This window comes from Paenibacillus sp. CB74 (genome assembly GCF_055687625.1).
The window spans coordinates 5,705,761-5,721,380 of sequence record NZ_CM146009.1 but is presented as its reverse complement, the minus strand read 5'-3'; the positions used below and the strand labels follow the sequence as shown (position 1 = coordinate 5,721,380).

Here is a 15,620-nt window from a genome sequence, read left to right as displayed (position 1 = left end):
AAGATACTCCTCCTCGTTACTTCATCTGTCGTAGTAGTTGAAGTATAGCACAACTTACTACGACAGGTGAAGTAGTTATTTCAAAGATGGGCAATAAAAAATCCGTACCTGGGAAAGGTACGGATTTTTTTGTTTTTCCTGCAGATTAATTACTGCGTTTATTGGATCGTTGAGAGAACATCGAGCAACATGGATTTGAATTTCGGCCGATCAATGGCTTCACAGACACGTACATTCGGCTCTTTGCCAAAACGTCCGTTAATATCAACCACACTGTATCCGCGTGTCAGCTCTCCTGCCGCTTCGACATCCACATAATACTGACCCGACTTGGTCATGACGGATTCATCTGCTGCAACAGCCATCAGCAACGTATCGGGATGAGTAGTACCATTCAGCTTATGTACCGACTTGTTGAACTGCATAACCACTTTGTTAATTGCGGTGAAGAAATCGGCACCCGATGTCCCCAGAGCCGCAATCTCTGCATGATCGTCATCGTCCATCACCGAATATTGCGTACACATCTCCCAACCAACCATTGTGATCGGAATGCCCGCATGCAGTACAATTTTCGCGGCTTCCGGGTCTACGTAGAAGTTATACTCCGCCGCCGGTGTGATATTGCCCAGTGCATTATTCGTTCCGCCCATGATGTACAGGTGAGCAATCTCCGGAATAATCGTTGGGTCTTTCTGGATTGCCATGGCAATATTGGTCAGCGGGGCAATTGCCAGCAGTTCAATTTCACCTGGATGTGCATGCACCTTCTCAATGATAAAATCAACCGCATGCCCGCTCTCAGGACGCTGCTCCGCCTTCGGGAAATGCGCGCCGCCCATGCCGTCATCGCCATGCACGTCTTCCACTGTACGGTGCTGAGCTTTACCGTAAGCCATTAGCGGTCGCTCGCATCCTTTATACACAGGCACCTTGCCGCCATGTCCAGCAACCTGTACCGTGTACAGGGCATTTTCAACCTCTTGGTCGAATTGTACGTTACCGCCCGTAATGGTGATGCCTTCCACCTGAAAGTGATGCAATGCCGTCAGGATCGCAATCGTATCGTCTCCTGCTGTATCTGTATCGATGATGACTCTTCTCATGATGCCGCGCCCCTTCTTCCGTTTATATAGTACATTCTATAAAACACTATGTCTTATTTTACATCAAAAATGTACCGATGACGATGGAAACGCCGATGATAATCGAACGCAGCAGCTGCGCTACCGCCATATTCCCTCGTGCAATTTCGTCGCAAACTCGCATTTTGGGCGTGAGGAAGTCAAATATAATATAGACCAGGCACAGCACAATAATTCCAAACGCCGACCACAGCAGCATATCCAACCACGAATGTGTCGAGAAAGATACCATGCCCACAATAATACACAGTCCCAGCAATTTGCTTCCCATGTACATGCCTGCCGCTTCGTTTCCTTTCGCAATCTCCTCACTATCGTTATACCGGGTCAATTTGCTAAAAGCGAAATACCCACATACCAATACCACCAGCAAAATGCCTATACCCACCACAACATTCAGCAAGTTCAATCCTAAGTTCTCCATTCCTTTTCCTCCTCATCATTCATCCGTTCACGAACCGCAGCCGCGCAATAATAGGCCATATCACCGGTTACTTTCTCCCCGACCCTGGGTAACAACCCAGCCAAACGCCCACCGATCACAAATACCCCTGTAAGCAGATAACCGCTGTACGCGCCATCTTCTGTCTCGATCACGACCTGCTCCATCGGGACCAGTTTCTGATAGATTTTGGGCTGGTTATTGTAGTAGGCCGCAATTTCTTCATCCTCGTCTTCTTGGAGTGAATCTGCCGCTCTCAAGGTTAGAGGAGAAGCCGACTTTTCCTCCAGCTCCGTAAGCCTCTGATGATCCAACTTCTGCTGTACTGCATTCCCATCCAGCAAAAGAGTTCCTCTGCCTTCGCGCCCCCAATAGCTTTTGGCTACATATGGCATGGCGTTCAGCTCGAAGGGTTCAGCCGAAAAATAGGTTGGCAGCAGATATCGGGAAATGACGTCCATCTCTGTATCATCAAAGAGGGTAAACCCGCAATATTCCGGGGTTTGCTCATTACGCTCGTAGAGCGACCAGATCGCCGCCATGAAACCTTTGCTCTGCATCAGCACATGCTGAACGGGGTTCATCAGGCCCAATCGTCCCTCTCGTACCAGATCAAGTAGCGCAGCGCCAATGTCCACCCCTGTTGTCTCATCCCGATCATCAACTAGATATTCCAGTGGATAGAGGCGGTAGAGCAGATTAATCTCCCGACCTTTATGGTAAAGAGCCTCTCCCGGAACAATCTCCAGTTCCTCTAGCGGGGCATAACAGGCTTCGTATCCCGCTTCCCGGCAACGCTTCATCAGGTACTCGGTATTCGTTCGATCTTCGACATGTTCCCCAAAAGAAGTGAACGTCACGGGGCCCTGTAACCCCTGCGCTGCATAGAATTCCAGCCACATTCTGAAACATTCTCGAATACGTTCATCCATCTCGGCAGATGGCGCGGCTAGCGTGGTATCCTCGGCAAGACCCACAAGAATATTTTCCAAAGCAGCAGCCTCCGGTATACCCGTCGGGGTGTCCGTATTATTTTCAATACACTTTGGCCCCGCTTCTCCAATAATCCAATCCTGGCGGGTAATGCCTCCAGTCACCATCTCCATACGTGCCGCCGGAATAAGCCCAGGATGAATACCTAACTGATGCTCCAAAAAGGAATCCGGCATGTACTGTTGGATAAATCGCATCACTTTGCAATAGATCCTGTCTACCGCCTCGGCTGCGGTACGCAGCTCTTGTACCTCCGAAGGAGAATAGACTGTTAATGCAGGCACACAATATTGCTTCCCGTACATCCGATGGTATGGAATCTGTCGTGCCGTTTCTCCCTGAAATACCTCTTCGTGACTTAATGGCAGTTGGATCACGTGCCTCATCCGGTTATCCTCCCGAACTGCGGAAGAAACTGCCGAAGCCGCTTGATTTGGACTTGGATTTGCTATAGGAGCTGTTGCTGTCCTTATTGCTTCGATACGACGACCCGCCATAGTAATAGTGCCCGCTGCTGGAATCATATTCACATCCGGTATCATACTCCGGGTCACATTCATCATTGTTGCTGCCGCAACCGGATAACACGGCAGGAACTGCCAGCATCAGGGAGAAAGCAACCAGCTTCGCTTTTGATCCGGGTTTCGATGCTTGCCCCCGCTCTTGCTCACTCATCACAGATCCACCTCTTTCATATAAAACAACACTTTCTTGCGATCCGCATCCAGCACGGAATACAGGAATTCATACGTCTTGCCATCCCGAACCATATAATGGTCAAGCAGCTGCTCGGCAAGCTCCATCGTATAGGTGGATGAAGCTGTGAGTTCCAACTCCTGAAATGAACTTCCATTCCACAACATATACTCTGCGCTGTACATGGAAGACATTTTGCACATCGCCAGCGCAGCATCCGCAATGGCTGCACCGTACTCGTCCGGCATCTGTTGGTCATACGCAGTTACATATAACGCATGTTCCCGCCCATCCTGGCATTCATTGGACAGATGCGCCCAGAGTTTATTTTTCACCAAGGTGGCATCCACCAGTTTGCGCATGAACAGTTCATCCCGTGTGACTGAAGTCTGTTCCAGCACCCCCGTCTCCGCCTGTCGATCATCTGACCAACTCCGATACGTCAATGAATAATAGATACCGATAACCTCCCTTTCTGTAAGCTCTTAGGTGAGCCGTTTCCATTCATACAAACGTATTTAACGCATGTGGAGGAAAAAAGTTACACTATTCACCATGACATGTAAAAATGAGAACAGGTTGTCGCCACGTTCTTGGATCAATAAAGCTTGAGAAAACTAGCAGATTCCGCGTTTGGTATGTTTTAACCCCGCTCCGAAAAGGCCGGAGAAGATTCCCCGACCTCGTTTGTTCAACCTTATGCTCATGCCATTCGGACCTATAACTCAGCCCACTGAGCCAATACATCATTATATTCAGCGGACAATTGCTCACGATCATGCCAGATTTGTTCCAGTTCAAGCGGATTGTTCTGCACGGTTTCCAGCTGTTGATCCAACACCTGAATCTGTACCTCAAGACGAGCCAACGTCTGTTCAAGCTTCTCCGCAGACGGTTGGTTGCCATTGCCACTTCTATCGTTCAATGCCGTTGCTACCGAGGTAGCTTCTGGCTTCTTCCCTGATCGGACAGTCCCGCTCGACGCTGTCGCCATACCTGACTTCATCTCTGAATTGCCTTTTCCGCCGGATGGTACGGCGGCTCCCCCCGCTGTACCCTGATCTGTCGCCGCCGCACGAACTTGCAATTCAAGCTTCTTTTCACGATACGCCTCATAGTCTCCCAGATAAGCGGTCATCTGACCGTCCTCCAGTTCCCAGACACGGGACGCCAGGCGATTGACGAAGTACCGGTCATGCGAGATGGCAAGTACGGTACCTTCAAAATCAACCAACGACTCTTCCAGCGCTTCCCTGGATGCGATATCCAGATGGTTGGTCGGCTCATCGAGCAGCAGTACATTGGGTTTACGCTGCACCAGCAGAGCCAGCCGCAGGCGCGTCCATTCCCCGCCGGATAACTGCCCCACTGCGCGGAATACATCCGCGCCATAGAATAGATATCGTGCCAGAATCCCGCGTGCTTCGCCTTCCTCCACGCCTGCTTCAAGTCTGAAGTATTCGAGTACATTCAGCTTCGGATTCGCAGGTTCCTCCTGTTGAGCCAGATACCCTACATCCACACGCGCCCCCCACTCCAGCTTGCCAGCATTGGGTTGCTCGTCACCAAGCAACAGCTTGAACAGGGTCGTCTTACCGGAGCCGTTCCGACCAATAAGAGCAATCTTGTCGCCATATTCCAGCAGACCCGAGATCCCGCGTAGAATCGCTCGCTCGCCATAACTCTTCTCCACTTGTTCCAGGACCACGACCCGTTTACCTGTTCGATCCGTAGGACGCACATCGAAATCGGCATTGCGCCGCTCCAATATGGGACGCTTCACCTGTTCCATCCGCTCCAGTGCTTTGCGCATGGAAGCGGCCCGCCGGAAGAACTTTTCATTGCCACCAACTCGGCCCCACTCCTCCAGCTGGCGGATCGTTTCCTTCATTTTTTTGATCACCTTCTGCTGCTCCTTGAACTCCTCGAATTGCTGCAACAGCCGCTGTTCTTTCACCGCCATATATTCCGTATAGCCCCCCGCTGCCGTTAACGCCTCACCATCCTCCAGCTCCAGCGTTCGATTCACCACCCGATCCAGAAAATAGCGATCATGCGAGATCAGGACAATGGTGCCGGAGTATTCTCGTAAAAATCCTTCCAGCCACTCCACCCGCTCCAGATCAAGATGGTTCGTCGGCTCATCCAGCAATAACAGATCGGGTTTTACGATCAGCTGCGAGGCCAGCACCACCCGGGTCTGTTCCCCACCGGACAGTGAACCGAAGCGCCATTCATAATGCGTCTTGGCAATATCCAGACCGTCCGCAACCTGATTGATTCGGGCATCCATTTCGTATCCACCCTCACGCTCAAACTGTTCTTGCAGTGCCGCGTATCGTTTGAGCAGACGCTCCAATTGATTAGGGTCTACTGCACATGCCGGATCGGACATCTGCTGCTCCATTTCCTTCATTTGCGTGCGACATATCATAAGCTCCTTGAATCCAAGGCTCAGCACATCCAGTACGGTATGGTCATCTAGCCCTTCCGGAACTTGTGCCACGTAACCGGTCCGTGTATCTTTTTTGATCATCAATTGCCCTTCATCCGGCTTGTTCATTCTTGCCATCAGGCGCATAAGTGTGGTCTTGCCGCTTCCGTTGCGGCCGATTAAGGCAACCTTGTCACCTTCCATAATTTCAAATGTAATGCCGTCCAGCACCAGATGTGCTCCGTGGTATTGAGTCAGTTGTTGCGCGCTAATCATCATCATAATAAGGTTCCTCCTATAGTTGGAAGATCCTGACCGCAACACAAAAAGAGCCGCAGGAGGTTAGCTCCGCGGCCCTTCAGAATTCAAGCAATATCGCTTATCGTCCGAATGAGGTCAAGGCAGGCATCTTCTCGCACATGTTAACTTCCGTATATTCATAATTGGACAGACTTCTCCCGTTGGTCAGAAAAGTATGAACAATGCCAGCCATAGCAATCGGCAGCTGGCTAATACGGTTGTTAAGCATCTCGTGATTCACCTGTCTTCACCTCCCTTGTCATAATTAATGTCAATATATCACAGACGAATGCATTCCTGCAACCATCCCATCGCGCAATTCATCCTAACTGCACAGCAGCTTTACTGCAGAATCTAGTTCCCGCCCCGTCGCCGAAGCATCACATCCCTGATCGCCACCGTAATAAGTGTTAACATTCCCGCAGTGCCGAGTGATACACCGAGCAACGCATATCCGATGCCATTCCAGCCGCCCATATCGATACTGATCATGATTACAACGGCACCACCGAGCAAGGCCACACATGGCAATATATATTGTACCCACGTCATTCGGCGTCCTTGTAACCGATAGATCAACCATTCAATCAGCAATAATGCGACCCAAACAAGGAGTGTCAATATAATAAGACCTTTCACTCATGCTCCCCTCCCTCACACATTCTCCCAATACATATTGACGCTGAGCATTCTGATACGTGTAGATTTTATCACATAATGAAGCCCACTATTCACGATAAATGAAATTCGTGAATAGTGGGCTTCAGAGAGTATCCGAGAGATGAAATGAGAATCGTTTTTCGGGTGATTTACCCCGCCAGCAGGCTTAGTAAAGGCTCACACTATCAGCCTGACGTTGCTCGTAACGTAACCCTTTATACAAGTCTGCTTTGCCCACGGAATTGAACAGATTCATTTTATAGCGAATGACGTTCTGAGCCTCAATAATGCAGTCTGGATAAATGGCATTAGGGTCCCATAATTCCGTAGTGCTTAGAATTTCACGAGCTTTATTGAAGTATGCATGTTTCATATCGCTGGATATATTGATTTTACAAATACCTAGTCGAACGGAGTCGGAGACCTCCTGATCAGGGTTTGCAGACCCCCCGTGCAGAACGAGAGGGATGTCTACCAATTGATTGATTTCTCTTAGGATTTCCATTTGCAACTCTGGTTTAATATGTTTGGGATAGATGCCATGGGCTGTACCGATGGCTACGGCTAACGTGTCGATCCCCGTGCGTGTCACAAAATCTTCTGCCTGAGCCGGGTCCGTGTAAGTTACCACCGATACGCCGCCTTCAATAGAGTTACCGGTCTGCCCAATCGTTCCCAATTCCCCTTCAACAGAGACGCCGACAGCGTGTGCAATTTCCACCGCCTGTTTTGTAATAGCCACATTGTCTTCATAAGGGAGCAGGGAACCGTCAATCATGACAGAGGTGAATCCACACTTGATCGCCCGGATGATATCTGCAATGGACCCGCCATGATCCAGATGGATCACCAGTGGAACATGACTGGCATGTGCACGCTGGCGGGCATATGCGAAAAACTCATCCGTCAAAAATTCAAGTTCCGTGGGGTGGATGGCGATGATCGCTGGAGAATTGGAATGTTCGGCCTCCTCAATCACCGCTCTCAAAAATGTACTATCTGCCACGTTAAATGCTCCCACCGCGAATTGGTGTTCCTTGGCTACTTTAAGCAATTCCTTCATCGTAATCAACATGAGATACATCTCCTTTGGATAATTAATTTGTAAGCGTTATCTATATGAAGGGTGCTACTCCACTTTGAACACAATGTCATCGAAGGTTACGCTCTCGTCTTCGGTATCGTCAAATTCTTCATCCATCGCCGTAACGGGCTTCTTTAATAAAGATAGGGTTGCACCGCAGATTCCGGTTCCTATGAGAAGAGATAACATAAACAGCCATGGATGGGTGAAGAGGGGTACCACGAATAGTCCACCGTGTGGCACTGGAGCCTCAACGCCCCAGATCATAATCAATCCACCAGCTACCGCTGAGCCGATGACACAGGAAGTCACCACCCGAATCAGATCCCTTGCCGCAATCGGAATGACACCCTCCGTGACCATGCATATTCCCATCGGAAATGCGGCCTTTAACGATTCTTTTTCTGCTGCCGTATATTTGTTTCTCGTCAGGAAATACGATAGGGTAATCCCCAGTGGTGGAATAATGGAGCCGACAAACTTGACAGCCTCAGGTCCATAGATCCCTTGGACTAACATCCCATCAGCAAATAGTGACATCGTTTTATTCACAGGCCCCCCGAAGTCAAAGGTGGCCATCAAGCCCAGAATGGCACCTAGAACAAATTTGGATCCTCCCTGCATCGATTCAAGAACATGAGTAAGACTGTCCTGTAACCAGACAATCGGTTGACCAATGACCAGAAAGATACCCAAACCAGAGATCAGTGTGGCTAGAAACGGAATAACAAGAACAGGCATTAATCCTTGCATGGACTTTGGCAGCTTCACATATTTACGGATACCGAGTACGACATAACCCACCAGAAATCCGCCCAGCATGCCACCAATGAACCCCGCTTGAATCTGACTGCATATAAAACCAACAATTAATCCTGGAGCAATTCCGGGACGGTCCGAGATTGAATAAGCAATCGCTGCGCAAATTAAAGGGACCACTAGCCCCATGCCCCAACCGCCGATCTGATTAATCATGTACGGAATGGTACCCTCCGCTTTGCCCACATCGGCTCCGCCCAGAATTTGACCCAGCGCGATACACAACCCTGAAGCAACGATCAGAGGAATCATGTAGGAAATGCCTGTTAACAGATGACCTTTGATGACTGAACCTGCGTGATTGGATTTTGCGCTCATCGCCGTGCCTCCCTTGTTATGAGGATACCCCTAGAGACTGCTCCACCTTTTCAATGAATTTAATCGGGGCTTTAATGACCGTCTCGGTTTTGACTCGAATGATCCGTTTGCCTTTGAACCTTTCTTCTCCACCGATTTTGATATCGGCAGCCACAATGACAACATCAGCTGCCCCGATCTCTTCCCTGGAAAGCTCGTTTTCTGTTCCTATGGTGCCTTGGGTCTCTACTTTGATCTCATGACCACGCGCTTTTGCACCTTTAATCAATTTTTCCTTGGCAATATAGGTGTGGGCAATACCAGCAGTGCATGCGGCTACGGCTACAATCTTCATCAGAATCCCTCCAAATGATGTAATGTGTTCTATATTAAAATCATAAATGGCTATGTTCTACGATACGCTCTCCCTGCTAGCAAACAGCTCCATAATCTGGACCGGGTCCGGCTCATGCATCAAACGCTCCAAAACCTCTTCATCAGCGAGCATACTGGCAACCTGGACCAACAGCTTCATGTGGGTTGTATTCCGATCTACAAGCCGTACAGCAAATAGAATAACGACATGGACAGGTTTTCCATCCAGGGTCTCCCATTCAAGTGGGTGCTCTGTTCGCCCGATGGTGAGGGAGGTCTTGAGGACCGCCGCCGATTTGCCATGAGGGATCGCTACGTGGTTCTCCAGGCCAGTCTGTCCCTCTTCCTCTCTTAAATAGACATCCTTGATAAACTCTTCTTTGGAGGAAATGGCTCCTTCCTTTGCCAGCAAATCCACTAATTCCTCGATGGCTTCAGCTTTGGTTCGTGCTTTTAGATCCAGCTTAATCAACCGTTCGTTGATAATCTTGGTTATATCCATAATCTTTCTCCTCCTGATCGTGCGTGGACTGTAATATCTCGAAAAGCTGCTGTGGTGTAGTTATTCTCATGATCTGTTCATACATGCGCCTGCACATCAACAAACTCTGTATTTCTATCAATAGCTCAGTTAGTGGTTCGTCATTAAAGAAAGCGATTACAATTTCTAGTTTACATTTGGCCGTTTCACCTTGAATGACGTTAAAACCGACGATCGGATTAACATTCACCTCACCGCGAATCAGGAAAACGGACAAATGCTTATTCAACTTGGCCTCGGCAAATGTCCGATTTTCCGGATTAGCATCTACGTGTTGGAGTATGGACGCACACAGCTTCAGACTGGATGTTGTACCTTCTGCATATTGTTCCTTCGTATTCGTTTCAATCTGAACATAAGATGGGTGGAAGTACGCCCTGAGCAGCGGAAACGAAAACACCCTGTTTTGATGTTGATTCAACCTCTCCTCGTTAAACTTCGCCTTGATCAGGCTGACATCCGTATCATTTAAAAGCGCCGAGACATACACAACTGGCAAGTCATGATGCTCCAGTTTCACGGTTGAAATAATCAGATCAATATCCGTCCAATCCTCCATCCGCTTGAACCAGCTTGTCGAAATGACATCAACAACTTCCCATTCGGGAAATGAACGATTAATCCGGCTTTTCAACAAATGCGATGTCCCTATTCCAGTGGAACAGACCAGAATAACTCTTTTCTTTTTACTGCTTTTCTCAATGGATGCCTGAAAATAAAGGACCAGGTAACTTATTTCATCATCACTAAACGAATTCAACCCGCAGGCTTGGGTCAGGGGCAGCATCCCCAAACGGACCAGAGAGAAAATCTCGGCATACGCCTCACGTATATCCTCCAGCAGAGGATTATTAATGGAAATGTTGTATTTAAGACGATTCAGCATCGGTTTGAAATGAATGATCAGACCCTTATACAATTGTTCGTCTGTTGTGAGATCACGCCGGATCATCCCCGATACAGTCTGAATTAATTCCTTGACCATCACTTTAGACTCTGGACAAACCTTGTCCATCAGACCTGACAACTCAAGATTAAGGGACGGAACACTCATGCCTGATGAGATCAGATATTGATAGATGAAATAGACCTCTTCACTTGGTAATTCCAATTCCCATAGCTCACTGATTCGCTCGGCCATGGCTTTTGCGATGGAATACACATGAGGGTCAGTTACGGGATGATCAGGAATGCCATCAGCCAATCGAATGACCTTGCCACTCTTCAGTCTGCGGATACAAATCAGCAGGTGAGTCAGCAGGTTGATGTAATAGGGATCACCTATGGTATATCCTAATTGCTGCTCGGTTTCTTCCAAAATACGTTGAATCCCCTCAACTGAATTGCAACCAAAATGTTCTATCAATTCAACTCGTGTATTGCCATCAATCCGGAATTCATGCTCTTGTTCTTCCGCCCGTTCTTCACTCACAAGTTCATGAATGAGAGAGGCCATGGCTTTGCGAATGTTAATCTCTGAACCGATCAAACGGGTGCCGAGTTGGCTTTTCTCCAGTCGGAGCTCAAAGGGTTCAATTCGTTCTTCAATAGCCTTGAGATCATTCACAATTGATGCCTTGCCGATAAAGAATTCTTCTGACAGTTTGTTAATCGAGGTTTCCTCAGGAGAATCATATAATAAATTTGTCAATATTTTGATTCTTCTTGCCTCTACGGAAAGGGTTGAGACTACCCTTTTCCCCGAATACCATTGCGTTCTCCTTAGCTCCATCGTCTGTTCCTGAGTTAAAGCCAGCGCAATACCTCTTCCTGGCTTCCGTTCGAGGCGAATCCCGCGAATGTGCAAATTGTGTTCCAAGGCGTTTAGTTCCCTGTAAATCGTTTTTTCCGACCAGTTCATCTGACCGGCTATTTCTTTGACCGGAACGAAATCCCTACGCTCCAATAGAAAATGCAAAATCTGATATTCCCTCGCAGATAGCGCTTTCAATGGGGATCACTCCTTCCTTACGCTCACAGCATAACACTCGTTTTTTTATTGTTAAATACTAAAATATGTCCATTTCATTCAGGTCAAATTAATATACCCCTCTGTTGATCGCTATCAGGGCACCTGTTGATTCAGGTATAACAAAAAGGCTCCTGACCGGATTGTTTACCCGATTAGAAGCCTCTTAGCCATGTTTTCAATTCATAGACCAAATATGTTATCGTTGCGCGTCCTGCTCTTGTTGCTCAAGTTGATTTAACGTGACCTCAAGCAAGTTTATAGCAGGATAAATATGAATTATTTCAACCAATCGGAGAAAAAGTTCCGGTACCCCTCTTTCATCTTCGTGCGCGAAAAAGCACCAAAAGCATACTCCCGATTGTCTTCCGACACACTGCGCGGCGCTGCGGCAGCCATGTTCACCAGTTCAAAACAGTTGTCCTCGTTGCCTGCAAAGGCATGCGTGGATCGAATGTGACCGTAGCAAGCGTGCTCCGGCTTCACAACCATTTTGCCCATCGCCATTGCTTCGGTCAGCGGCATTGCAAACGTATCAAAGGCGGAACAGTTCCAATAGACCTTAGCGGAATTCATCAACGTAAATATCTCATCCTGTGTGAGCGCAAATTTCAGCTTCACGTTGGCAGGAATGTCGTACTTCTTCATGGTTTCCTTATAGCGAACACCGCCGAACACCATGTACACTTCCTTATCCGGGTTCTGCCGCGCATATTCCAGCACCAGATCCGGTCGACGATTCGCTTCATCCCTACCGATCCAGAGCACCCGATTATGCACGACCTGGCTCGGGTCATAGTGCCGGTTCGCCAGCTCTTCGCTAAAGCCAATCGGGATGACGTTCACGTCATGTACGCCGAAGTTGCGACCCAGTTCTGTTTTCAAAAACTCGGTCTGCACAATTGCTTTGTCCACCATCGTATAAAATGGCTTCATCATCTCATACCCCGTCAGCGCGGGATCGGGGAAACTGTGCGGGAACAATACACTCTTGGGTAAGAACATCTTCAAAAACGTAAACCCGGATACCGTGTAGATGACATGCTCTATATTTTGGCTATAAATCTGGTCCAGCACGATATCGTAGTTCACCAGGTCACCTTTCTCATGCTCATACCCCGGCAACCAGTCGTATCCGCTGACATGACGCTCCGGCGAGATGAACACAATCTCCACGCCCAGCTCCAGGCCGATCTGCTTCAGCCGATCTGCAAATACACGCGGCCCCTGTGCTTCTGTGAATTGAATTTTACGCATTACAAGTCCGACTTTACGCAAGCTTCTCACCCCTCATTTCTATTCCTCACGCATCTGCTTCATGCACTGTTCCAGCGTCGCTGTCGTCTCAAGCCACTGGTTATTCAGCTGTTCCTTCGGCCATACACATTCCTCACTTCTCAGGTCACCATCAATCAAACGCAGCATCCAGAGTGAGAATACAATAGCATAGGCGTTGTACCATCCTGCCAAAGAATCCCGTTCAATCTGCACGCCCAGGCTCTCTAGTTTGTCCAAATAAATGTCTATGACCCGCTCTCGCAAAGCAGGCGTAACCGTTCTGGGAAACAGCGGATGCGAGAGATCTACCAGATGGTACATGTCCCAGAGCGGCGTATTCAGATGGGCATGCTCCCAGTCCAAGACAACCAGCCTACCGTCAACTTCCGCCAGATTCCCGGGATGCAGATCTCCGTGACACAGAACGGTAGGAAGTTCTTCCTCTGCTGTGAGAATCAACATGGCAATCTTGTCCCAATCCGATGAAGACAACCGCATATCCAGCGTAGACAACAGGTCATCCACAGATTGTCTGTGCATCTGCAACTCATCCAACATGGTGCGAATAGACGGTTTCTGGCCCACGCGAGGCAACTCGCTCCATTCCGTAACAGGCAACGCATGCCACATTGCCATATGCACCGCTGTGTTCAGCATTGTCACTTCTTGCGAATCATGTACCAGCTGCCCCAGATCCTCATAGATCATCCAGCTCTGTGCCGGCGCAGTGGTAGGGTCCGAGGTTGCAACAAGCTGCGGATAGATCGGGGGTAGACCAGACATCACACGCTCGTACATCCATCGTTCTCGTCCGTGCTGTGCAGGATTCGTCAGCGGTTTAAAAATATAACTTCCACCGGTAGGAACAGTAAATCGCTCCACATATCGTCCGTTCATTCCTTTATACAACTGTTCGCGGCTTGTTATATAGTGATCATTCAGCATTCCTTCAGGTGTCACCCAGCTGTATGCATCCATCTCATCTTTCACGCAATTCACCATCCGTTTCGTTCTTCCTGCTGCTCCGATGTTGATTTCTATTCATCATACGTTGCCTCTCTCAAGCCTGCAAGCTTTGTTCGTAAGCGCTTATTCCGCGTCTCCATGTAGAGTTTCAAAATTGCTTGTTGCATTTTAGTTAGTAATCACTTACTATACGATTATGAAGAACAAACCTCATGTGGATAGTAAAAAGAAAGATATTTTACAAGCGGCGATGCGCTTGTTTGCAACCAAAGGCGTTGACGGCATATCCGTCAAAGAGATCGGTGACGCCGCCGGAGTAACCGATGCGGCGATTTACAAACATTTTAAAAACAAAGATGCCGTTGCCCTGGAAGCCTTCACTCAATACTGCGCGGACTATACTTCACTGATTGACGGGTATGTTCGACAGGAAGGTCCCATGTTGGAGCGCTTCAAGCAACTGGTGACTGAGGTTCTCCATCTGCATGATGAAGATCCCTATGGACTGCTGTTGATTTCACAGAATCATGAAATATTCATTGAAGCCGGCAGCAGTGAGGACTACCGTCAGCCATTGGATGCGTTAATGGATCTGATCGATCAGGGAATGATGCGGGGCGAACTGCCTCAGCAGGATTCACGGCTCACAGCCGTTCTGGTGATCGGTGCGATTACACGTATGGCCGTCTCGAGTATGCAAGGTGAATTGCCAGAGTTGTTGGTACCCTACACCGGGGAAACCGTTCACCGACTCTCATTGATGTTGGGGCAGGTATCTCAGGAGTAGAACTGGAGAGGCGCAACCATCCTGACCTCGCCGAACACCAAAAAAGGTTCAGAGCTGCACGATATAAAAATAGAGTCTGTCTTCAACATACCATCAGGATATACCGATGGATTACCGGGTCATACGTGACCTTTTCTTTTTGCACATGAGGTTAGTGTTCATTAACTAAAATAGTCAGGACGTGTCGTCATCATGAAGAAAATATTAATCATCCAAGGCAATCCCGTTTCCCCAAGTTACAATGGCGCAATCGCCGAAGCTTACCGTAAAGGTGCGGTGCAGGCTGGTGCCGAGGTTCGCATGATCACCCTGAAAGAACTGGAATTCAACATGAATTTAGAGGGAGGTTATCGTAATAAACTGCCGCTTGAACCGGACTTGTTAGAAGCACAAGAGGCGATTAAATGGGCCGAGCATCTCGTATGGGTATTCCCGATTTGGTGGGGAGGACCGCCTGCCCTGCTGAAAGGTTTTGTTGATCGAATCTTCATGCCAGGTTATGCCTTCAAGTATCAAAAAGGAAAACCTTTCCCGGATCAACTGCTCAAAGGCCGTACGGCTCGCATGATCACCACGATGGATGGTCCTAGCTGGTACTTCAAATGGTTCCAAGGTGAGCCCGCACACAAAATGATGAAAATCTCCACCTTTGCACTCACTGGCATCAAACCTGTGCGGATAACAACTGTAGATCAAGTCGGTAAGAAGTCCGATGAACAGAGAAAGAATTGGCTGGATAAGATTGAGCTACTTGGGCGGAAGATGGGGTAAAAGATTTCTGCAAGAAATCCTCATCGGAAGTATAGGTTTCTTTCCAGATGTTCACCTTGTAAG

The 15,620-nt window shown here is 48.4% G+C and carries 17 protein-coding genes; 2 read left to right on the top strand and 15 right to left on the bottom strand.

Features of this window, described 5'->3' with window-relative positions; all coding sequences use genetic code 11:
• Positions 1 to 158: 158 nt before the first annotated feature.
• The 15 genes from ACX9NY_RS25295 to ACX9NY_RS25225 all read right to left on the bottom strand — a co-directional run bounded on the left by ACX9NY_RS25295 (position 159) and on the right by ACX9NY_RS25225 (position 14,035).
• Positions 159 to 1,106, bottom strand: a complete 948-nt coding sequence (locus ACX9NY_RS25295) for a nucleoside hydrolase (RefSeq protein ID WP_339238607.1) — start codon at positions 1,104 to 1,106, stop codon at positions 159 to 161.
• Between the two features lie 58 nt (positions 1,107 to 1,164).
• Positions 1,165 to 1,569, bottom strand: coding sequence for a DUF350 domain-containing protein (locus ACX9NY_RS25290; RefSeq protein ID WP_105600354.1), 405 nt, complete (start codon positions 1,567 to 1,569; stop codon positions 1,165 to 1,167).
• The gene (locus ACX9NY_RS25285) at positions 1,557 to 2,966 is read right to left on the bottom strand and encodes a glutathionylspermidine synthase family protein (RefSeq protein WP_339257855.1); all 1,410 of its coding nucleotides are present in this window, start codon (positions 2,964 to 2,966) and stop codon (positions 1,557 to 1,559) included. Before ACX9NY_RS25285 ends, ACX9NY_RS25290 begins: the two co-directional genes overlap by 13 nt.
• Positions 2,967 to 2,970: 4 nt before the next feature.
• On the bottom strand, positions 2,971 to 3,255 hold the full coding sequence (locus ACX9NY_RS25280) for a hypothetical protein (RefSeq protein ID WP_192135170.1): 285 nt from the start codon (positions 3,253 to 3,255) through the stop codon (positions 2,971 to 2,973).
• The gene (locus ACX9NY_RS25275) at positions 3,255 to 3,677 is read right to left on the bottom strand and encodes a hypothetical protein (RefSeq protein ID WP_339257856.1); all 423 of its coding nucleotides are present in this window, start codon (positions 3,675 to 3,677) and stop codon (positions 3,255 to 3,257) included. The genes ACX9NY_RS25280 and ACX9NY_RS25275 overlap by 1 nt, the downstream gene beginning before the upstream one ends.
• Positions 3,678 to 3,994: 317 nt before the next feature.
• Positions 3,995 to 5,992, bottom strand: a complete 1,998-nt coding sequence (gene abc-f / locus ACX9NY_RS25270) for a ribosomal protection-like ABC-F family protein (protein WP_472475769.1) — start codon at positions 5,990 to 5,992, stop codon at positions 3,995 to 3,997.
• Positions 5,993 to 6,089: 97 nt separating this feature from the next.
• Entirely contained in the window at positions 6,090 to 6,251 is a 162-nt protein-coding gene (locus ACX9NY_RS25265; RefSeq protein WP_339238616.1) for a hypothetical protein, read from the bottom strand.
• Positions 6,252 to 6,364: 113 nt separating this feature from the next.
• On the bottom strand, positions 6,365 to 6,649 hold the full coding sequence (locus ACX9NY_RS25260; protein ID WP_472475767.1) for a hypothetical protein: 285 nt from the start codon (positions 6,647 to 6,649) through the stop codon (positions 6,365 to 6,367).
• A gap of 187 nt (positions 6,650 to 6,836) precedes the next feature.
• Complete coding sequence (locus tag ACX9NY_RS25255; protein ID WP_472475765.1) at positions 6,837 to 7,745, bottom strand: ketose-bisphosphate aldolase; 909 nt, start codon at positions 7,743 to 7,745, stop codon at positions 6,837 to 6,839.
• A gap of 54 nt (positions 7,746 to 7,799) precedes the next feature.
• Positions 7,800 to 8,891, bottom strand: coding sequence for a PTS fructose transporter subunit IIC (locus ACX9NY_RS25250; protein WP_442033010.1), 1,092 nt, complete (start codon positions 8,889 to 8,891; stop codon positions 7,800 to 7,802).
• Positions 8,892 to 8,907: 16 nt separating this feature from the next.
• On the bottom strand, positions 8,908 to 9,225 hold the full coding sequence (locus tag ACX9NY_RS25245) for a PTS fructose transporter subunit IIB (RefSeq protein WP_253441734.1): 318 nt from the start codon (positions 9,223 to 9,225) through the stop codon (positions 8,908 to 8,910).
• A gap of 57 nt (positions 9,226 to 9,282) precedes the next feature.
• Entirely contained in the window at positions 9,283 to 9,747 is a 465-nt protein-coding gene (locus ACX9NY_RS25240; RefSeq protein WP_472475762.1) for a PTS sugar transporter subunit IIA, read from the bottom strand.
• Complete coding sequence (locus tag ACX9NY_RS25235; RefSeq protein WP_472475760.1) at positions 9,710 to 11,737, bottom strand: BglG family transcription antiterminator; 2,028 nt, start codon at positions 11,735 to 11,737, stop codon at positions 9,710 to 9,712. Before ACX9NY_RS25235 ends, ACX9NY_RS25240 begins: the two co-directional genes overlap by 38 nt.
• 297 nt (positions 11,738 to 12,034) lie before the next feature.
• Positions 12,035 to 13,033, bottom strand: coding sequence for a glycosyltransferase (locus ACX9NY_RS25230; RefSeq protein ID WP_472475758.1), 999 nt, complete (start codon positions 13,031 to 13,033; stop codon positions 12,035 to 12,037).
• 18 nt (positions 13,034 to 13,051) lie between these two features.
• A complete protein-coding gene (locus tag ACX9NY_RS25225) occupies positions 13,052 to 14,035 on the bottom strand; it encodes a phosphotransferase family protein (protein WP_472475756.1) in 984 nt (327 codons plus the stop codon).
• Between the two features lie 160 nt (positions 14,036 to 14,195).
• Here ACX9NY_RS25225 and ACX9NY_RS25220 point away from each other — a divergent pair, with 160 nt between their 5' ends.
• The gene (locus ACX9NY_RS25220; RefSeq protein ID WP_472475754.1) at positions 14,196 to 14,786 is read left to right on the top strand and encodes a TetR/AcrR family transcriptional regulator; all 591 of its coding nucleotides are present in this window, start codon (positions 14,196 to 14,198) and stop codon (positions 14,784 to 14,786) included.
• A 189-nt stretch (positions 14,787 to 14,975) separates the two neighbouring features.
• The gene (locus ACX9NY_RS25215) at positions 14,976 to 15,557 is read left to right on the top strand and encodes an NAD(P)H-dependent oxidoreductase (RefSeq protein ID WP_472479397.1); all 582 of its coding nucleotides are present in this window, start codon (positions 14,976 to 14,978) and stop codon (positions 15,555 to 15,557) included.
• Positions 15,558 to 15,620: the final 63 nt, after the last annotated feature.